Genomic DNA, 19,535 nt, shown 5'->3' with positions numbered 1-19,535 from the left:
CGTACAAATAATCATTGTCACATTGTAAGTAATTTGAAATAATGGATAGAGTTGAATGAGTGTTAGGGAGTGATGAATCGTGAGTAACAGATGGTATGGCTTCATTCTGCTAATTGTTGGAGTCTATTCTTTTTTTTCAGGGGAACTGGTGACATTTATTATGCTGTCCCTGATTCTGATCAGTTTGAATAATATCAATCATACGTTGAAAAAGCGTCAAAGTGGCCCTGAAGAATGAAGATGGGGGAGTTCAAGAATAAGAGGGCCCTGTTGATCTTGGCTCTTCTAGGCACTGTCAGTGCGTTCCTGTTTTTCCGTGTGACGTTCGGCTTGTTATTCATACTGATAAATGGACTGATCATATATGTATTGGTTGTTCTACGTTTACGTAAACGATTGTGGGCCTATCGCTTGATTGGTGCAGCCTATCTTATTTTTGTAGGTACTTTTGCAGGGGTTGAGGGGTACATCTTAAAAGAAGCTGACGAAACAGGGAACCTTTCAGACGACTATGGTGCGGTCCTGATCCTCGGTGCCGGATTAAAAGGAGAAGAACCTTCCAAAACGCTCCTGTCCCGCCTTGCTACAGGGGTAGAAATCCTGAAGATACGGGAAGATCTTCCTGTAGTTGTATCTGGAGGCCAAGGTCCGGGAGAGTCCATCAGTGAGGCCAAGGCGATGGGTCGGCATCTGGTTGCCCACGGAATCGATGGAAGCCGGATCATATATGAAGATGAATCCACCAATACATATGAGAATATGTTGTTCTCTCTACGAGTCCTGGAGGATAGAGGATTGAAGGAGGGGAAGGTCCTGATTGTGACCAATGACTTTCATCTAGCCAGGTCCAAAATACTTGCCCGGGACGTGGGACTTGATGCCTCAGGGTATGCAGCTCCGACGCCATGGTTTGTGAGGGCCAACTACTACATACGTGAATATTTCGCCATGGTCAAAACATTCCTGCTCGGAAGAGGTACGTTGGATGGATAAATCACAAGGAGGAAGACTGACATGACGAGACGAATCAGGGACTACGGAGTCAAAATAGGAAGGATGAGAACGGGAAAGCACAACTCCATTTCCGATGTAAAGGGAGTGACTGTCGGACATACGACCATTGATGATGGACCACATCAAACCGGTGTCACTGCCATCCTGCCCCATCAGGGATCTCTCTTTAAAGACAAGCTCATAGCCTCTTCCCATGTGATCAATGGCTTTGGTAAAAGCATGGGGTTGATCCAGATCAATGAACTGGGCACACTTGAAACGCCAATCGTCCTGACGAATACACTGAGCATCGGAGTCGCCGCTGATGCACTGATAGATTACATGCTTGAACACAATCCTGAGATTGGCAGAACGACAGGGACGGTGAATCCTGTCGTTTGTGAATGCAATGATATGCTGCTGAATGATGTCAGGGCCAAGGTGGTTCGGAAGGAACATGTTTTCGATGCCATACACAAAGCTGGAGAACAAGTAGAGGAAGGCAGTGTGGGAGCAGGAAGAGGCATGCTCTGCTATTCGTTGAAAGGTGGAATAGGTACTTCCTCTCGAATCATTCCCCTCGATCACGGTACCTACACCCTTGGCGTACTCGTGCTCTCAAACTTTGGGATATTGAGCGATCTTATGGTAGGAGGAAATCCTGTAGGGGAAAAGTTGAAACAGGCCATCCTTCAGGAGCGTGATGAAAGGGATAAAGGATCCATCATCATTGTAGTAGCAACGGATCTGCCCGTCTCTGAAAGGCAGCTGCATCGGATCATCAAACGATCCGTTACCGGTTTATCTCGCACAGGATCCATCATCACTTCGGGGAGTGGCGAGGTGGTCATCGGCTTCTCCACCCACACCACCATTCCTCATCATCCAAGCGGAAAGCTTTTATCCATTCCGGTCATCCATGAAGAGGATATGGACGTTGCATTCAGGGCTGTCGGGGAAGCAACAGAAGAGGCTGTCCTCAATTCCCTTGTTGCGGCTACCCATGTCATCGGTCGTGATGGGAACGAAAGACCTGCATTCAAGGATCTGATTAATAAATACGACATTACGTTGGCTTAGTGTTGCTTCCGTATGATCCTGAGATGAATGGGCAGGATGAATCTGAATACGATCAGGTAGAAGATCGGCGATATGTAAAGAATGAGGGGAGACACCACTTTCACATATCCGACATACTCCATGCCAGCCTGTATGAGAAAAGATAACAAAGTGAACAAAATCGAATGTCTCCAACGTTTTTCATAAGGTGTCAGGTTCAGGTAAAGAATGGCGAGAGACGTAGGAACGAGTGTATAGCTAAGTACCTCGCCGATGCCTGTTATCTTCGCATCTCCCAGATCGACCCAGTCAAGGACCCTCATGACCAACACATCTGAAAGCCATGCAGCTAAGCCAACGACCCCGAATGTTATATATAGTTCCACCCAAGATATCAATCGTTTCGGCTGAATCAACATGCATAGAGCCAATATCAGGCTGACCGTGAGGGGGAACCACAGCCCTTCGGCACCAAAATCCAGTCTGTGGATGATTTTTTCCATAATGATAGCAACTCCTTGAATCTTAGTGAGTTAGGGTACTATCGTATAGTATGATGAAAGGCCATTCATCTTATCCGTCTGAAAGGAGGAAGGAAGATGACATTCAGCACCATTTCCATTCTGCTCGTGATCGGTCTCATTTTGATGGCATTGGGGGCTTGGCGTCACAGCATAGGGATCATCGTTCTGTCAATGATTCCATTTTTCATCGGATTATGGGGCATTTATTCCGTTTTTCTTAGCGGGATGTAAGCACAAGGGGTTGGTAGAGTGGGGACTTTAGGTATCAAAACATTATGTATGAGCATAGCGGGTCTCAACCTTTGCCAAAATGATCGTCTTATCAATACGATTGTCAAAGGTACAGGGGGACCTGGAGAGATTGAAAGAAAAAATGAACTAAAAAAGGTGCACGGCTTCTTCTGAAGTCTGTGCACCTTTTTCATTAGGAAGAGCTCATGGGGTGATCGACTTTCACCCGTTTGACGAACAGTCCGACGATGAATCCGACAACTGCGGCGATAATGGCGAATAGGAATGCATTCTGTACGCCTGATGTGAATGCAAGAAGCGGGGTTAACGGATTTGAGAGATCCGCACCGCCTTCCATATAAGATTTCACACCAGAAGAAAGAATCGAGATTGCAACAGCGGTTCCTATGGCACCGGCAACTTGTTGAAGGGTGTTCATGATGGCCGTTCCATCAGGATAAAGCTCAGGTGGCAATTGATTCAACCCATTTGTCTGGGCGGGCATCATGATCATGGATACACCGATCATGAGCAGGATATGCATCCCGACAATGAAGTAGGAAGACGTATCAAGGTCCACTGTATAGAAACCGGCAAGTGATGCGATGACAATGGCAAGGCCAGGTATGACAAGCCATTTAGGACCGAAGCGGTCGAACAGGCTTCCCATGATCGGGGATAGCAGTCCATTGATGATCCCACCCGGCAATAAGAGAAGACCGGCGGCAAATGTCGTCATGGCAAGTGACGTTTGCAAGTATAGTGGAAGCAGGATCATGGATGACAGAATGACCATCATGCAGATCAAAACAAGCAGCAATCCGACAACGAACATTGGGTATTTGAACGTTTTCAAGTTCAGCATCGGTTGAGCCATGGTTCGCTGTCTAAGACAGAAGATGATAAGCCCGATGACTCCGGCGGCAATGGAAATGATGACGACAGGTTCACTCCAACCTCCGCCTTCCCCAGCTGAACTGAAACCATACACGACTCCTCCGAATCCGATCGTAGAAAGGATGATGGATAAAATATCGATTTTTGGTCTGGTCGGTGTCGATACATTTTGCATGAAGAAACTACCGAAAACCAGTGCAACCAACAGGAATGGCAGAGATATCCAGAAGATCCAGTGCCATGTCAGGGATTCAAGGATCAAGCCGGACAGCGTAGGACCTACCGCCGGTGCAAACATGATGACGAGTCCCATGAGCCCCATGATCTTACCGCGCTTATGAGGCGGAACAATCAAGAGAATGGTATTAAACATCAACGGAAGCATCAGTGCGGTACCCATTGCCTGCACGACACGTGCCACCATCAGGAAGCCGAAGTTCGGGGCGATCGCTGCAATGAAGGTCCCGATGATCGAGAAGACCAGTGAGACGACAAACAGCTGTCTCGTCGTGAACCATTGCAGGATCAGTCCAGAGACAGGTACCAAAATCCCGAGGGTGAGAAGGTAACCCGTTGTCAGCCACTGTGCGGTTGTTTCGTGAATGCCAAAATCCTGGATCAAATTGCTCAATGCCATGTTCAGTGCCGTTTCACTGAAGAGGCCGATGAATCCGGCGATAAGAAATGATGTGAGGATCGGAAGAACCTTAAAGGTTCCCTCGCTCTGTGTAGATGTGTTCGATTGACTATGACTCATATTTTAATGTCCTCCTGTACTGAATTCTCTCTATGAAGTAGGTTAGGTATTTGTTCAGCTATGATTCGAAGAGTATCTCCGTTTCCGGCAATCAACGAAATGGTGGTGGCACCTTCTAGTAGCGCATTGATTGTAATGGCAAGTGTCCCGGCTGCTTTTTCGGGATACCCCCTTGAAATCAATGCATCGGCATAAAGCCCCTGCCATTCTTTAAAAGCCAGTTCACATGTAGATCGCAACTCTACATGGGTAGCCGCTGTTTCAGAAGCAAGGGTCCCGATCTTAAGCCACTCCGTGTCGTTATCAGAATCGTAAAAGTTAGCGATATTAAGGATATGTCGTCGAAAGGCTTCGGATGCATCTTTATCCTGTTGAAGATCCAATTTTGTCTGTTCGACAATATGGTCTTTTACAAGTTTGATCGCTTCTTGGGCAATCTGCTCTTTCCCGTTCGGAAAATGGTAATACAGAGAACCTTTCGGTGTCCCGCTTACTTCGATGATCTGATTGATACCGGTGCCGTGATAGCCCTGTTTTTGAAATAGCTGTGCTGCCGTTTCAAGAATCAGCCGTTTTGTAGGATTATTCTTCATTAAACGCTCACCTTTACTAAGAATTATAGAGATTGGTCTATATAAATATACTCAATCTTTCCTTCTGTAGTCAAATAAAAAAATCCATATGTTTAATATCGTCTTTCAAAAGGGAAAATGGAGGAGTGTATCATCAAGTGATTGAATTAAAGGAGTGAAGCAAGATGAAAAATAAGGTGAACCTGGGACATTCAGATGTGAAAGTCTTTCCTATTGGACTTGGAACCAACGCAGTGGGAGGGCATAATTTGTTCCCGAATCTTGATGAGGAAGAAGGGAAAAAAGTTGTCAGGACAGCTCTCGATCATGGAGTGAACCTGCTCGACACCGCATTTATCTATGGTCCGGAGAGGTCGGAGGAGTTGGTCGGAGAAGTCATCAAAGACTATAGGAGAGAGGACTTGGCCATCGCGACAAAAGCCGCCCATCAGCTGGATGGAGAAGGAAATGTCAGCATCACCAACTCGCCCGCATTTCTCAAACAGTCAGTCGATGATGCTTTAAAACGACTGCAAACAGATTATGTCGACCTATTCTATATCCATTTCCCTGATGAAGATACGCCAAAGGATGAAGCAGTCGGTGCATTGAAAGAAATGAAGGATCAAGGAAAGATCCGGGCAATCGGTGTTTCGAATTTCGACCTTGGTCAGCTGAAAGAAGCGAACAAGGACGGCTATGTGGACGTACTACAAGCTGAGTACAATCTTTTAAAAAGATCGGCCGAGAAAGAGTTGCTTCCCTATACAGAGCAGCATGGGATCACATTCATCCCGTACTTCCCCCTCGAAGCGGGACTTTTAACGGGCAAATACAAGGAGTCCGACACCTTTGAAGACCTGCGTAAAGATATGCCAAACTTTCAAGGAAGTACATTTACGTCCAACCTTCAAAAGGTCGAGGAGCTAAGAAAGCTTGCTGATGAAAAAGGTGTGGAAATCAGCCAGGTCGTCCTAGCATGGTATTTCTCCCGACCATCCCTTGATGTGTTGATTCCAGGCGCGAAGAGAAGTGATCAAGTCGTACGGAATCTCAAAACAGGGGACGTGACCCTTTCAGATAGCGAAATAGCGTTCATCGATCAGTTATTTTCCTGATTTTTTCATGACCCGGCAGCCCCGATAGCTGTCGGGTTTATTATTTTTTAGAGCAAAAGATCTCTTACATCCTTTATATGATTCAAAGTTAATGGTAGAAAAATAGAGAAATTTTATATACACTAGATAATGTTACGTTTTTCACATAAAGGAAGTGTTGTAGAAAGTGAGAAAAAACAGCAAGAAATCCAAGAACAAAAGTATCGTCCCTATGAGGATGAACCTGTTGTTCCTTTCTGTATTCTTATTGTTTTCCATGCTTGAGATGAGGCTGGGTTTCGTGCAGATCGTTCACGGTGAAAACTATAAGAATGAGGTGGAACGAACGGAGGATGTTGTCGTCAAGACGAGTGTTCCACGCGGTAAGATTTATGACCGGTACGGGAATGTCATTGTGGATAACGTTCCTCTCAACGCCATTACATATACAAGGACAAGTACGACTTCTATCGATGAAATGATTGAAGTGGCAACGAACTTATCCAAGTACATCACGATGGATCCGAAAGGTGTGACCGTACGGGACAAAAAGGACTACTGGATCACCAAGCATCCTAAAAAGGCAGAAGCCCTCGTCACAAAGAATGAAGTCCAGAAGCTTCAAGCGGATGAGGAATTATCCTCTGATGACGTGAATGATAAGGTCTACAAGATGAAGTTGGACCGTATCACGGATAAGGAACTTGATTCTTTGACAAAAAAAGACCTTCAGATCATCTCGATTTATCGGCAGTTTGCCGGGGGATATGCCCTGAACCCGCAAATCGTCAAAAACGAAAATGTCACGACCGAAGAGTTCTCCAAAGTCAGCGAACACTTGAGTGAACTTCCGGGTGTGAATACAACAACAGACTGGAAGCGGGCCTATGTATTCGACGATACGCTCAGGACCATCCTCGGGAATGTATCTTCATCAAAAGAAGGACTCCCGAAGAATCTCATCGATGCGTACCTCGCCGAAGGATACAACCGCAATGACCGCGTCGGAAAAAGCTATGTTGAACTGCAGTATGAAGATGTACTGCAAGGTCAGAAAGAGCAGATCCAGGATATCACGAAAAACGGAAGCGTCATTGATTCCAAACTTGTGCAGTCTGGTCATAGCGGGAAGGATGTTGTCCTGACCATCGATATGGACCTCCAGCGGGAAGTGGAAAAGATCATTGAGGATGAGTTGTCTAAGCAGGTAGCCCACAGGGACGTGTCACCGAACCTTGACCGGGCATTCGTGGTAATGATGAATCCCAACACGGGTGAAGTCCTTTCCATGGCAGGAAAACAGTATGTAAAGAATAGCAAGACGGGGAAATACGAGCTTCAAGATGCCGCTCTCGGGACGTTCACCTCTTCATATGAAGTAGGCTCAGCCGTCAAGGGCGCGACCGTCCTGACGGGGTATATGACGGGGAATTTGACCCCTGGAGAGACACTGATCGATGAACCTCTTCATATCAAAGGGACACCCGTGAAGTCATCATGGTTCAACAAATACGGCCAAATGCCGATTGATGATCGATTCGCTCTTAGGATCTCTTCCAACGCCTATATGTGGAAAGTGGCTCTCAGAGTTGCAGGGGCAGAATATGTTCCGAATGAACCGATCGTGAATAACCCTCAGGCATTCTCTGTATTCCGAAACCACTTTGCCCAGTTCGGGTTGGGTGTTCAGACCGGGTTGGACCTTCCGGGTGAATCATCTGGCCTGAAAGGGACAGCAACGGATCCAGGGTTCCTGCTGGATTATGCAATTGGTCAGTTTGATACGTATACTACGATGCAGCTTGCTCAATATGTATCCACAATCGCCAATGGTGGATACCGGATTGAACCTCATGTGATGAAAGAGATCAGGGAACCCTCTGAAGATAAGAAGCGGCTGGGGTCCATCGTATATGAAGATGAGCCGAAAGTGTTAAATAGGATTGATGCCACATCAGCTCAGATCAATCATGTACAGCTTGGATTCCACGATGTCTATCATCTTCCGAGAGGGACTGCGTATACCGAGTTCAACAGCGCTCCATACGATGCGTCTGGAAAATCAGGGACCGCTGAAACGTATGTGAACGGTCAATTGAACTACAATACAACGATCATCGGATATGCACCTTCAGATAACCCTGAAGTGTCGTATGCTGTTGTCATCCCATACTCACACATCCAGGCAAGCGGGGTATCCGATCCATACTTGGATAAAAAGATCGGGAAACGCGTGATGGATAAATACTTCGAACTTAAAAAAGAACGTGCAAAATTCTCCGCAAATACGAATGATGTGAATAAGAAAATTGAGAATGCAGACGATGCTGAAAAGCAGACGAAGCAGGAAAGAAAAGAAAGCAACTGATTGTTGGTCCCCTTTCATTTGAAAGGGGTCTTTTTCGTTCATACAGTCATCTTTATAATCTTTACAAACTCTTCATGGAATCCTTACACACAGGGAGCTTGGCATCCGTTATAGTAAAGGTATGGAAGATAAGGACATTATCAATTGGAGGGATTCATCATGACCCATCTGACCGAATTGATCAATCACCACATCGTTACAGCGGAAGTGCTTTATAAGGACTGGAAAAAATCCAGGGATGTCATCGATCATCAAGTCGAACAGTTGGAATTTTTATCTCTCAAATATTTTCCTGCATGTGAATGGTACTTTCAACACGATTACCCGTTCAAGCACCCTTCCATTCAAGCAGAAGCCTATTTCGGACCGATCCTTGGATATGATGAACAAAAAAATGATCTGTACGTATACCACGTCATGGATATGAACGTAAAACGCATCAATCTTGATACAAATACCAAAACCGTCGTGACATTTACAGAGCTCGTGAATGAAGGATTTTATGAAGATGCATGCACAGGATTTAGTCATATCGAAGTTCTCTCGGATTTTCAACTTGATCACCAACTGTAGAAGTCTTGGAGCCACGATGCTCAGGGCTTTTTTTATGCCTATGTTCCGGTGGTTCAAAAGCACTGTGAAACTGATCTGAATAGGATGGGAGAGACAGAGAGGAGGGAACCCATGCCCAACTTTGAATCTAAAGGTCCTCATTACGGCCAGGCAACTTCTCCCGATGCATTTTACGCCTATGGACCGTTTTCCCTTGCATCGTTTTATCCCCCTATTCCAAGGCGACCCGTTGCACCCGTTCTCACACCAAAGGGTGTAGGCTATGGTTGCTACACAGGACCAGGTCGATATGGAACGGTATTAGGTCAGGGAACACCGTTTTTTTACGTCAGCCTGGCATAAAAAAGCCATGCAGGTTCAAAATCTGCATGGCTTTTTGCGTTAATCAAAAAACGAGTGGATAAGAAGATTCAATTTGTCCAAAGCTTCCTCGGAGAATCGGTCGTTTTGACGCAATGTGTCCATTGCACTCTCAACAAGGAAGCGGCGGGGCTTCGGATGATGGAGCATTTCATCCCGAATGAATTCAAGAAGCTCTGTATATCTAGGCGTATCACACAGTGGTTGCCGCTTCATGGAGAGGATGGCATGATGGAGTTCTTTCTGAAAATCTGGATCCTGATCCCGGAAGTCCGGCATCCATTGATCGATCAACTCATAATCGAAGAGCTGCTCTCTGGACTCAGCCGCTTCCTCTACTACCCGGACAATGCGGTTGACGCTATACTGGACAACCGAATGCAGATTGGCATCAGATCCTTCGAAGGCAAAGGAATGATACTTCAGATTTTGGTGCAGAATACCAATGAACATAATCGTGCAATCAAGCAGATACGTCTTATTCTCCTCACCGAACAAATCAATGAACCGCTTATAATACCAACGGAGCATGCGTAGCTGTCCGCGATGGAAGAACTCCTTCAAATCTTCATCATGGAGAACGACCACTTCGTCGAATAACGTCAATAGCTTGTTCGAACGGTTCGTTGCAACTTGAAGTTCGATCTGTTGGATAAAGATATTGAGATCATCGGAACTCTGTCCAATCAGGAGATCGTTTCTCTCTTTTTCCAGCTTAATATAGATGGATTTAAACAATTCCATTAACAATTCATTCTTGGATGAAAAATAGTTGTAAAATGTACCTTTGGAAATTCCGCTGTAATTCAAGATATCCTGGATGCTCGTGGCCAGAAACCCTTTTTCGATAAAGAGCTGATGAGACATTTTAATCACGTGCAACTTACGGTCTTTCATACAATCATCCTTTATACATAAACTACCTGTCTAGATGTAATAGTACCGCAAATATACGGCTTCTACAAACCCTTACGCAAACCGGAATTTTATGATTGCAAATTATAAACCAGTGGTATATGATGTACTTTGTGAAACAGAAGTCTAATAAATTAGACCCGTAGTACAGGAGGAGAAAATGGAACAGAAAATTAATGCAACAGGTAAACGCCCCCCTTATGGAATTATTGCCATTTTAATGATTGGTGCTTTTATCACGTTTCTAAACAATACACTATTGAACATTGCACTGCCTTCTATCATGAAGGATATGGAGGTACAACCATCTACCGTCCAATGGCTGGCAACAGGCTTCATGCTTGTGAATGGGATCTTGATTCCAGCAACAGCATTCCTGATCCAGAAATATTCCGTTCGACGCCTGTTCCTCGCAGCCATGCTGCTTTTCACAGCAGGTACGGTCCTTGCAGGTACTGCTGAGATCTTCCCAGTGCTGCTCGGCGGAAGGATGCTTCAAGCATCAGGTTCTGCCATTATGATGCCGCTACTTATGAACGTCATGCTCGTAAGCTTCCCGGTTGAGAAGAGGGGGGCAGCTATGGGAGTGTTTGGATTGATCCTTATGTTTGCTCCGGCAATTGGTCCGACTCTATCCGGGTGGATTATCGAGCACTATGACTGGAGGATGCTCTTCCATTTCATCACGCCGATTGCGATCGTAGTGCTACTGATCGGTTTCTTCAGGCTCAAGGATAAAAAAGAGAAGCTTGCCATGAGATTGGATCTCTTCTCATTGCTTCTATCAAGCATCGGATTCGGTGGAATCCTATACGGCTTCAGTTCTGCAGGAGACAAAGGCTGGGATAGCCCGTATGTATATGGAGCGATTGCCATCGGTGTAGTTTCCCTTTTCACCTTCATCATCAGACAATCTCGTCAAGAACGTCCGATGTTAAACTTTAAAGTGTATCGCTACCCAATGTTCGCCCTTTCTTCAGCGATTGCCATGGTCGTTAATATGGCACTGTTCTCAGGTATGATCTTATTGCCAATCTATGTACAGACTCTTCGAGGTATTTCGCCGATGGATGCCGGTCTGCTTCTGCTGCCAGGTGCCATCATCATGGCGATCATGTCACCGATCACCGGTCGTCTCTTTGATAAATTCGGTGGACGTATTCTTGCCATGACAGGTTTGACGATTACAGTAGTCACTACCTATGCATTCAGCAAATTGACACTTGATACAACGTACACCCATTTGATCATCCTTTATTCCGTGCGCATGCTTGGAATGTCCATGGTCATGATGCCTGTATCCACAAATGGATTGAATCAGCTTCCTGCACGTTATTATCCTCACGGTACAGCGATGAACAATACGTTGAACCAGGTGGCAGGTGCCATCGGTACGGCCTTGCTGGTGACGGTCATGTCTACGCGTACCACGACACACGGGGAAGAGCTTGCTGCTGAAGCCCTTCAGAAGGCAACAAGTGGTCAACCGACGGCTGCAGCCATGGCCGAAATGAAAGCCCAGATCGGTATGCAGGCAATGCTTGAAGGAATCAATGATGCATTCCTCGTAGCAACCTTCATAGCCGGTGTAGCATTGATTCTTTCGTTCTTCATCAAACGAGCCACACCGTCTCCGGATCCGGAGGGCGCACCTCAGACGAACGAACCGAAAGCAACAACGAAGCTTGCTGAAAATTGATTTAAAAACCGATGAACCTTTTGGTTCATCGGTTTTTTGTTGGATTTTGGAATGAGGGAAGGGGTGGAGAAGGGCGCTGATGCGTAATAAAGACTAAAGGGAACCTCCATATGGAAGTTCCCTTTATGTATGTCTGCTTATTTTTTGAAGGATTCCTTCATATCACCAAACGCTTCCTTCGCTTTCCCTTTCCCTTTTTCCATGCGTCCTTTTGTTTCAAGGGATTTATCATCTGTTGCTTTCCCCATTTGCTTTTTAGCTTCACCTTTGTCCTGTTCTACGTTTCCTTTTACTTGATCTTTATTCATGTCGATAACCTCCTTAATAAGATACATCTTATTTACCCCTTTTTTCAGATTTTAACCCTATTGATTGAAATTTCATCCGGCGATCATGGCAAGGGTCATCTTGAAATTAAGATAGGAGATGAAAAGAAGTTGTGGTACACATAAAGCGCCGTAACCAGTAAATCACTGCTATTCGTTTCCGCCTTCCATATGCTCCTTATAATGGTTCACCCAGTGTAGACAAGTGCCATCGGCATCTGTATATCCAAATATGTCCGATAGCGCCCTTGAGCTAAGGTATTTACCACTGAAGCGTATACCTCCGGATCCAGTGCAAGATGTTTCCCCGCTTCTCCGATAAACGCCGGGGATTCCGCTGCAAGGAAGTGGGGATCGGTCGATGCACCTTCCCGACAGTTTTATTCCTACGCTCCGAACAATTCTTGCATGGCTTCAGAGCGAAGAAAGCTTAGAGTGAGGGAGAGGGCAGTGTTATTATAACCAGCCAGGTCTTTGGCGATGGTGTAAAAAGGTTTCATCTGTAGCCATAGTCTTTCACATTCGTGATTTACACAATTGAACGGTTCCTCTTCATGAGTGGGACCGCATGGGCAAGCGTGAAGAAATGGACATAAACGGCCTGTTTTTGCATTTAAAGCCTTTAGAGAAATCATGCTGCGTAATTCATTTGAAATTAATGTAAATAATGTAATTAATAGTGATTATTAATAGCCTAAAACTGGTGAAAGTGCCGTTTTTACGGGGGAGGGAACATTTGTTCTGTATCAGGAAGAACAATCCAGAAGGGTGGCATGTTGCTTTTGCTTTGTTAGGAAAGGATAGCTTGCTGACTGTCCGCATCCTCCTATGTAGGCTATTCGTTTATGTAGGTAGAGAGTTCAATCAGGTTGTTGTCCGGGTCACGTATGTAGATGGAACAGATGGTGCCAAGAGCGCCGGTTCTTGTCACGGGACCTTCTTCGATGGCTATTCCAAGAGCGGTGAGATGCTTTAGGAGGGAGTCTGGATCCAGACTGGTGGTGAAGCACCAATCAGCACTACCGGGTGTCGGATGGGCTGCTTTAGGCTCAAATTCACGCTTGTATTGGTGCAAGTTGATTTTCTGGTTACCAAACGCCAATGCTTTCCGTCCATTTCCAAACGTCATTTCCTCCATCCCCAATACCTCTGTGTAGAACCGAAGGGAATCATCAATATTTTTAACTGTCAGAACAACGTGATCCAATCGCTCAATTATAGTCGATCATCCTTTCTCTAGTAGATGAAGGCACTTTGACATGGCCTACACCATATCCAGTATAATATATAAATACGAGCAATATGAAGGGGGCATTGAATGGAGCATATTAAAGAACTTCGAAAACGAGTTGGACACAGACCTCTTATCCTGGCAGGGTCGGTGGTGATCATCCTGAATCAATACAAGGAAGTTCTCCTTCAGCAAAGAACGGACGATGACTGGGGGCTTCCGGGTGGACTGCTGGAACTTGGTGAAAGCTTGGAGGCAGCGGCGATCAGGGAAGTAAAGGAAGAAACCGGATTGGAAATCGGGCAGCTCCAGCTGCTTGGAATCCACTCTGGGGAAGACTACTATTTCAAACTGGCAAATCAGGACGAGCTGTATTCTGTAACCGCCGTGTACGTAGCGGATGACGTGAGGGGAAGGATGGAGAAGGACTGTAGTGAATCCATCGATCTTAGGTATTTTTCACTTCAAAACCTTCCGATAGGACTTACCGATGAATATCTCAGCTACATAACACCCTATCTTGACCGTCTGCTTGCGAAAAAAAATATGAACATGGAGGAATGAATGATGACAGCATCCACAAATGAACACAAGCACCTTTCTCATGAAGAGGTTGATAAACTGATAAGTACATTGAAGGATCGCTTCCATACCCATATGCACCGGCACGAAGGGATCGTATGGGAAGAGGTCGAGCAAGCCCTGTGGGAAAGGCCAGAAAAACTATGGTCATTGAATCAGATGGAGCAAACGTCGGGAGAACCAGATGTGATTGGAATAGAAGAGGGGGGCGGCTACGTGTTTTGCGATTGTTCGAAGGAAAGCCCAAAAGGACGGAGAAGTGCCTGTTATGACCTAAAGGCACTTGAGTCTAGGAAGAAGCACAAGCCTGAGCACAACGCCATGGATTTGGCGGCTTTCATGGGAATCGACCTTCTGACCGAGGATCAATATCGCTCCATTCAAAAGCTAGATGAATTCGACTTGAAGACGTCGAGTTGGATTCAGACTCCTCAGGATATAAGGAACCTTGGAGGAGCTTTATTCTGCGATCGTCGTTACGGCAAGGTATTCGTTTATCACAACGGAGCAGAATCCTATTATGCTGCCAGGGGCTTCCGTGGCGTACTCTATATATGAGGGAGCGGCTTCACTAGTCAAATTACTGTACATGAAGTAAACCGATACGTATAAAATGCCCTGAAGTTCATCCAAAGAGGATGGAAACGACTGAACCACTAGAAGAGTGAACGTTTTTTTGACGAATTACCTGTTTTATCGATTGTTATACTTATTGTGTTGATCATGCTTACTGCCTTTTTTCATCAGCAGAAACGGCTTTCTCAAGTGTCAACAAAATACGATTGAAAAACTTTGCTGACGAAGGAGTCAAGGGGAGTATAAAAGCCTATAAGATCGCAGAAGACTTCGACCGGGCACTTTCCACCATCCTCGTTGGAAACAATATCGTAAATATCGCAGCTGCAAGTATCTCGGCAAAACTCGCAACCGACCTTATCGGAGGGAACGCCGGGATTTTGGTCAGTACGTTTGGAATGACGTTTTTGATTTTGACGTTTGGAGAAATCGTTGGCAAAAGAGCATGCAGAGCGGTATTCACTGTCCATATCCGGGATTCTTTATCTGCTAATAGATTGACTGATAATCTCAATCCCATCTCATAGCACCTTTCGGCCATTACTGCTTAGCCAGTGGTGGCCGAAGGGTGTTTTTTACGTGAAGGGGAAAGGAATTATCCACTTTTTGTTTCTATAAAATATGTAATTAAGTGCAAATAAAGGAAAAATGGAGTAGGGAGACGAATAGTGCATAATAAGGCAATAAATGAAGGAGTTTTACGGGGCTCTTTGAACGGTGCGATATAGGAGGAAAGCAATATGGCTGATTCACCTCAACGATCAGAAAACGAAGGACGGTCACTTGAAAATTTTTTATACTTTATTGTCTTTACATTCGCTGTAGCGTTCATTCCTTGGATTAATTCGACAGTGGAAATCGTATGGATTCGGGTTATAATAGGACTTCTTTATGTTGTCATTTTGCTTCGAGTAGTCAAGGTTTTGACCAGCTATGGGATAAAACATGGTTTTAATCGAAAGTACCGATTTTTTCCGCATTATATGATCTATATCGTGATTTATCTTGTGTTCAAATACTGGTTAACTGAATGAGGCGTTCGTATGGTAAAGGTTCATGGAGGATACAATATTACATTCAATCACAGTCTTATAAGGACTTTATTTTTGAGGTGAAATCCATCTGAACGGGTATCAGGCATCTGCAGTATATGATCAGTATAAGTGGGGGTGGTTGAGTAAGAGTCAGTCTTGCTTTTTTCTAGTTTACATAATATTTATTATAGGAAGTTGGTTGATTTTTGTTATTTCTGTCTCGTATCATAAGTATACTTATTTTAGTGAGACATAATAAAAATTTTGAATTTCTGCTATTGAACCGTTTTTAGCGTTTATTGATGGCGTTACTCAATGCTTATTACGTGACCATTATTCATAACGTTATCATGGAGTTTCTGACTCATCTCATCAAAATTTCTTTAAACAATCACACCTGCAAGCATATTTTCTGATAACCGTTGCTTGTGGTTGCATCACTGTTGACATTTAAAGTTAAAATTAACTACACAAACAAATAATTCCTACTTCTTTCGAAAATGCAAAAAAGCATAAAGATCAGGAATCCTTATGCTCAGATTGCCACACATATTGTCTGGGTGTTCCAAAATAAACCATTTGATCATACTCCAGGAAAACCGATTCAAAATGAATCGTGATGGGTGCATCCAGTAGCCATGGATGATAGGTGAAAAATCCAGCATCACCATTCACGATGGCTGCTAATGCGGTCCCCATCTCCCTTTTGAAGATCATGTAGCGAACCTGCGCCATCTGTCGGTCGAATTCCCCTCCGGAGATATAAACGCGTCCATTAAGCCGGTATTGCCCATCCTCCCTCACCCATTCTGTCAGTACTTCATCCCTCATATAGGGATTGATGGCGGACACATCGTATTCACAGCCGATCGTCACATATAGCTCGCCCGTAGAATCGGAATGAGTCATAGTATATCTCCTGTGGTCAATCGGGGCAAAAATGGATGCAGGCGGGCTGTACGTGACATGCAGACGTCCTGGATCGATCATATTCACAGCATAAGCCTCCTTGTGGATTGATGGGCTCACATACCTTTAGAATATGACGAATGGGCTTGTAGGGTGCCTAGCGATCCGTTTTCCATACAATCTTCATGAGGTTCCACTTCCCGTCTTCATAATACCAATAAGAAGTGGCCGTACCGACACCATCTGCACGGTAGGCACCGCTGATCTGCTGATATCCTTTCAGCCCTTTTCCCTTCTTACCCCGTATCTTGGTTGGTTCAAAAAATGAAATCGGTGCAACCATGAGCTCCGTCGGTTCATTCAGGATGCCTTTTGTAAAGATGCCAAGCCGCTCGTAATCATCTTTCCGCTCCGAAAGGTCTACCGTATACGACTGCTGTGTGTCAGGGAAGGAAATGATCCCTTTATACTGATCTTCAAAATGTGCGTCAATCGTAATTCCCGAGGGAAGCTCCAATTCCTGAATCTTTCCACCTTTCGCCGTATGAAGGGCATTCTCATACAAACCTCCACTCCCTCCGGTCGCCGCACGGTATAAAAGGTCTTTGACTCCGTCATGATTGAGGTCAGCGAACGTGATTTCCGGTTCGTAGCCTCCCTCATAATCGATTCTGAGTTTACCGCCTTCAGATTTTGAGATCGTGGCCCATATTTGTTTTAAAAACAGCGCATCAGGCTCAAATGGGATGGCGTTCAGTTTGATAATATCCCGTTTACCATCTCCAGTTACATCTTTTTTGTAGGTCTTGATTGTCATGGTCTCCGTTTGAGGAGGCTCAGTCAGGCTGTTCCCTGCAATCGCATGCAGAGACATCAGGAAAAAGGCCCCGAATGCAAAAAGCAACTCTTTTTTCATCATTCATTCGCTCCCCGCTATTTATATTCCTTAGTATTTTCTCTCAATGCAGGGAAACTATGCGAACGATACAGAGCCTCTTTGTTCGGTTAAAGAACCGTTTTATGAAGAGCGCGGCTTAACGCCCTTCACCGGCGCATCTTTTCCAATTGTGACGCATAAGACCACGATGACTGCAAAGGCAATGGTCCACCAGGTGACGGGTTCTCCTAGAAAAAGGAATGAAAATCCAATCATGAAGAAGGGCTGTGCATATTGGATTTGCCCTACTTTTGCAATGCCTCCTAAGGACATGCCCCCATACCATGCGACATACGCAAGGAATTGACTGATCACACCAAGATAGAACAAGCTCAACCACGCCAAAAGTGGTGCCTTCAGCATATCAACATGTACATTCAAGACTACTGGTATGAGAAAATAAGAATCAGCATCTCTCAGGTGGATCAACAATCTATCAGTGAAGGGATCTTCCATATTGCTGAATGCATTAAGGCAGTCCAACAGAAAGCTTCATTCAATCCTTTATCACTAACCTTTAATCGATAACTCATCTTAAAAAGGTCGATCCCGGAATGGAATCGACCTTTTTAAGATGAGTCATGCACTAGAATGATGTCAGTTAATCTTTTTTTCTTATTAGGTTTAGGATCCCAGCTTTCGATTCCTTTCAGTCCTTCAATGGAATCGGAGTAGAAGACCGGATCTTTCCCTTCTTTCTTTTGCTGTCGGTAATCCCTCAGAGCCGCTATGGCAATTCTATCGAGCAGCGTAAGGGCGATGAGGTTGATGATGGCCATCACACCCATGAAGAGATCAGCCAGGTCCCAAAGGATGATGATGAATGCTGTCGACGTACAGACGATCAGGGTGTCTGTGAATACCCCTAACGTCTGGATGAGTCCCTGTTTTGCTGGATGGGTGACCCCTGCGCTTGCCGCTTGCGACTTCCCTGATACCGAATGCATTTTTAAAATAAGGGCGATCATACCCGGGATTTCCGTCACATTAAGAATCAAGATGAACAATGCGAAAAAAATACAAGATGGCCATAACAGGTACGACAATCTGCGTCACACTGGCAATCCTCTTGACTCCACCGAAGATGATCACAGCCGTGAGTACAGCGAGGATGATCCCTATCGTCAAGCGATCGAACGAATAGGCCTCATTCATGGCCAGTGAGATCGTATTGGATTGAACCGAGTTGAACACAAGCCCGAAACAGAATGTAATGATGATGGCAAATAGGATCCCCATCCACCTTGCGTTGAGTCCCTTCTCCATATAATAGGCAGGTCCTCCGCGGAATCCGTCCTTCCCGTCTTTTACCTTGTAAATTTGAGCGAGCGTACTTTCAATGAAGCTGGTTGCTCCCCCCCCAAAGGGCAATAAGCCACATCCAGAATACGGCCCCGGGTCCACCTCCTGCAATGGCCGTGGCGACCCCTGCAAGGTTCCCTTTATCCACCCTAGATGCTGTACTGATCGTGAATGCTTGGAAAGAAGAGATGCCCCGCTTCCCTTCGGCTGAAGCGGTATTCTTGTCCGTCAACAGCCTCCCCATTTCTTTGATATATCGGAATTGTACGAATTTAGTCCGTATGGAAAAATAGATTCCTAGTCCGATCAAGGCTGCAATAAGTATGTACGTCCAGATGATGTCACTCGTACCGGACATGACTTTGTTGAATAATTCCATCTAATTCCTCCCACATGTGATCTCAGAGTTGATTTACCCTCATTCTTTTTGTCTAATCGCTTTCTACACAACTCTTCCATAAAATCAGAAAAAACCTAAAAGCCGGTGGGGTGCCCTAGGTTTTTTTATAATTTATCTTTTCCAACTTTATTAGTCCATGGTAATTCAGTCCAGAATGTGTACCATACCTGTGACATATGTACTCTATCGTTAT

The 19,535-nt window shown here is 45.0% G+C and carries 21 protein-coding genes and 1 pseudogene; 12 read left to right on the top strand and 10 right to left on the bottom strand.

The features are described 5' to 3' along the window. Positions 1 to 79 precede the first annotated feature (79 nt). Genes ABJ225_RS04375 through ABJ225_RS04365 form a run of 3 tightly spaced genes read left to right on the top strand, consistent with a single transcriptional unit; the run spans position 80 to position 2,073 of the window. A complete protein-coding gene (locus ABJ225_RS04375) occupies positions 80 to 238 on the top strand; it encodes a hypothetical protein (RefSeq protein ID WP_218247097.1) in 159 nt (52 codons plus the stop codon). Next, positions 235 to 993 carry a YdcF family protein gene (locus ABJ225_RS04370; protein ID WP_347318647.1) on the top strand — a complete coding sequence of 253 codons (759 nt, stop codon included), beginning with the start codon at positions 235 to 237 and terminating at the stop codon, positions 991 to 993. The genes ABJ225_RS04375 and ABJ225_RS04370 overlap by 4 nt, the downstream gene beginning before the upstream one ends. A 21-nt stretch (positions 994 to 1,014) precedes the next feature. Beyond that, a complete protein-coding gene (locus ABJ225_RS04365; RefSeq protein WP_347318645.1) occupies positions 1,015 to 2,073 on the top strand; it encodes a DmpA family aminopeptidase in 1,059 nt (352 codons plus the stop codon). Here the strand turns inward: ABJ225_RS04365 and ABJ225_RS04360 are convergent. After that, on the bottom strand, positions 2,070 to 2,555 hold the full coding sequence (locus ABJ225_RS04360) for a hypothetical protein (protein WP_347318643.1): 486 nt from the start codon (positions 2,553 to 2,555) through the stop codon (positions 2,070 to 2,072). The genes ABJ225_RS04365 and ABJ225_RS04360 overlap by 4 nt on opposite strands. Positions 2,556 to 2,651: 96 nt before the next feature. On the opposite strand from ABJ225_RS04360, the gene ABJ225_RS04355 reads away from it, so the two are divergent. Next, entirely contained in the window at positions 2,652 to 2,807 is a 156-nt protein-coding gene (locus ABJ225_RS04355) for a hypothetical protein (RefSeq protein ID WP_156450645.1), read from the top strand. A 193-nt stretch (positions 2,808 to 3,000) separates the two neighbouring features. On the opposite strand, the gene ABJ225_RS04350 is transcribed toward ABJ225_RS04355, so the two are convergent. Beyond that, positions 3,001 to 4,461, bottom strand: coding sequence for a DHA2 family efflux MFS transporter permease subunit (locus ABJ225_RS04350; protein ID WP_347318641.1), 1,461 nt, complete (start codon positions 4,459 to 4,461; stop codon positions 3,001 to 3,003). Further along, positions 4,458 to 5,054, bottom strand: a complete 597-nt coding sequence (locus ABJ225_RS04345) for a TetR/AcrR family transcriptional regulator (RefSeq protein ID WP_218247101.1) — start codon at positions 5,052 to 5,054, stop codon at positions 4,458 to 4,460. The genes ABJ225_RS04350 and ABJ225_RS04345 overlap by 4 nt, the downstream gene beginning before the upstream one ends. A gap of 164 nt (positions 5,055 to 5,218) precedes the next feature. Here ABJ225_RS04345 and ABJ225_RS04340 point away from each other — a divergent pair, with 164 nt between their 5' ends. From ABJ225_RS04340 to ABJ225_RS04325, 4 genes are all read left to right on the top strand, one after another. Beyond that, the gene (locus tag ABJ225_RS04340) at positions 5,219 to 6,151 is read left to right on the top strand and encodes an aldo/keto reductase (protein WP_347318639.1); all 933 of its coding nucleotides are present in this window, start codon (positions 5,219 to 5,221) and stop codon (positions 6,149 to 6,151) included. 217 nt (positions 6,152 to 6,368) lie between these two features. Continuing rightward, a complete protein-coding gene (locus tag ABJ225_RS04335; RefSeq protein ID WP_347318637.1) occupies positions 6,369 to 8,498 on the top strand; it encodes a peptidoglycan D,D-transpeptidase FtsI family protein in 2,130 nt (709 codons plus the stop codon). A gap of 159 nt (positions 8,499 to 8,657) precedes the next feature. Then, the gene (locus tag ABJ225_RS04330; RefSeq protein WP_347318635.1) at positions 8,658 to 9,071 is read left to right on the top strand and encodes a hypothetical protein; all 414 of its coding nucleotides are present in this window, start codon (positions 8,658 to 8,660) and stop codon (positions 9,069 to 9,071) included. Positions 9,072 to 9,182: 111 nt separating this feature from the next. Then, positions 9,183 to 9,413, top strand: a complete 231-nt coding sequence (locus ABJ225_RS04325; protein ID WP_218247105.1) for a hypothetical protein — start codon at positions 9,183 to 9,185, stop codon at positions 9,411 to 9,413. A gap of 39 nt (positions 9,414 to 9,452) precedes the next feature. Here the strand turns inward: ABJ225_RS04325 and ABJ225_RS04320 are convergent, their stop codons facing one another. Next, positions 9,453 to 10,328 carry a TetR/AcrR family transcriptional regulator gene (locus tag ABJ225_RS04320; protein WP_347318633.1) on the bottom strand — a complete coding sequence of 292 codons (876 nt, stop codon included), beginning with the start codon at positions 10,326 to 10,328 and terminating at the stop codon, positions 9,453 to 9,455. 178 nt (positions 10,329 to 10,506) lie between these two features. Between ABJ225_RS04320 and ABJ225_RS04315 the strand changes: the two genes are divergently transcribed. Continuing rightward, positions 10,507 to 12,045, top strand: coding sequence for a DHA2 family efflux MFS transporter permease subunit (locus ABJ225_RS04315; RefSeq protein WP_218247107.1), 1,539 nt, complete (start codon positions 10,507 to 10,509; stop codon positions 12,043 to 12,045). 137 nt (positions 12,046 to 12,182) lie between these two features. Here ABJ225_RS04315 and ABJ225_RS04310 read toward each other — a convergent pair whose 3' ends face one another. Together ABJ225_RS04310 and ABJ225_RS04305 are read right to left on the bottom strand one after the other, a co-directional pair. After that, complete coding sequence (locus tag ABJ225_RS04310) at positions 12,183 to 12,353, bottom strand: CsbD family protein (RefSeq protein ID WP_218247108.1); 171 nt, start codon at positions 12,351 to 12,353, stop codon at positions 12,183 to 12,185. A gap of 853 nt (positions 12,354 to 13,206) precedes the next feature. Further along, the gene (locus ABJ225_RS04305; RefSeq protein ID WP_218247244.1) at positions 13,207 to 13,590 is read right to left on the bottom strand and encodes a VOC family protein; all 384 of its coding nucleotides are present in this window, start codon (positions 13,588 to 13,590) and stop codon (positions 13,207 to 13,209) included. Positions 13,591 to 13,689: 99 nt separating this feature from the next. Between ABJ225_RS04305 and ABJ225_RS04300 the strand changes: the two genes are divergently transcribed. The 3 genes from ABJ225_RS04300 (at position 13,690) to ABJ225_RS04290 (ending at position 15,287) form a co-directional block, all read left to right on the top strand. Beyond that, positions 13,690 to 14,166, top strand: a complete 477-nt coding sequence (locus tag ABJ225_RS04300; RefSeq protein ID WP_218247109.1) for an NUDIX hydrolase — start codon at positions 13,690 to 13,692, stop codon at positions 14,164 to 14,166. Positions 14,167 to 14,169: 3 nt separating this feature from the next. Next, positions 14,170 to 14,742, top strand: coding sequence for a DUF4256 domain-containing protein (locus ABJ225_RS04295; protein ID WP_347318631.1), 573 nt, complete (start codon positions 14,170 to 14,172; stop codon positions 14,740 to 14,742). Positions 14,743 to 14,966: 224 nt separating this feature from the next. Next, positions 14,967 to 15,287 (top strand): CNNM domain-containing protein, encoded by a 321-nt coding sequence (locus ABJ225_RS04290; protein ID WP_481900594.1) that lies wholly within the window; start codon positions 14,967 to 14,969, stop codon positions 15,285 to 15,287. Between the two features lie 1,026 nt (positions 15,288 to 16,313). On the opposite strand, the gene ABJ225_RS04285 is transcribed toward ABJ225_RS04290, so the two are convergent. From ABJ225_RS04285 to ABJ225_RS04270, 4 genes and pseudogenes are all read right to left on the bottom strand, one after another. Next, positions 16,314 to 16,784 (bottom strand): staygreen family protein, encoded by a 471-nt coding sequence (locus ABJ225_RS04285; protein ID WP_286188395.1) that lies wholly within the window; start codon positions 16,782 to 16,784, stop codon positions 16,314 to 16,316. A gap of 76 nt (positions 16,785 to 16,860) precedes the next feature. Further along, positions 16,861 to 17,619: a hypothetical protein gene (locus tag ABJ225_RS04280; protein ID WP_218247112.1), complete on the bottom strand. Its 759-nt coding sequence runs from the start codon at positions 17,617 to 17,619 to the stop codon at positions 16,861 to 16,863. Between the two features lie 102 nt (positions 17,620 to 17,721). After that, the gene (locus ABJ225_RS04275) at positions 17,722 to 18,123 is read right to left on the bottom strand and encodes a DMT family transporter (protein ID WP_347318629.1); all 402 of its coding nucleotides are present in this window, start codon (positions 18,121 to 18,123) and stop codon (positions 17,722 to 17,724) included. Between the two features lie 86 nt (positions 18,124 to 18,209). After that, positions 18,210 to 19,321: pseudogene (locus ABJ225_RS04270) on the bottom strand (alanine/glycine:cation symporter family protein). Positions 19,322 to 19,535: the final 214 nt, after the last annotated feature.

The sequence above is a fragment of the Rossellomorea sp. RS05 genome, from assembly GCF_039822645.1.
Lineage (GTDB): Bacteria > Bacillota > Bacilli > Bacillales > Bacillaceae_B > Rossellomorea > Rossellomorea marisflavi_B.
The sequence above is the reverse complement of the archived record's forward strand: the minus strand, read 5'-3'. Positions and strand labels throughout refer to the sequence as shown.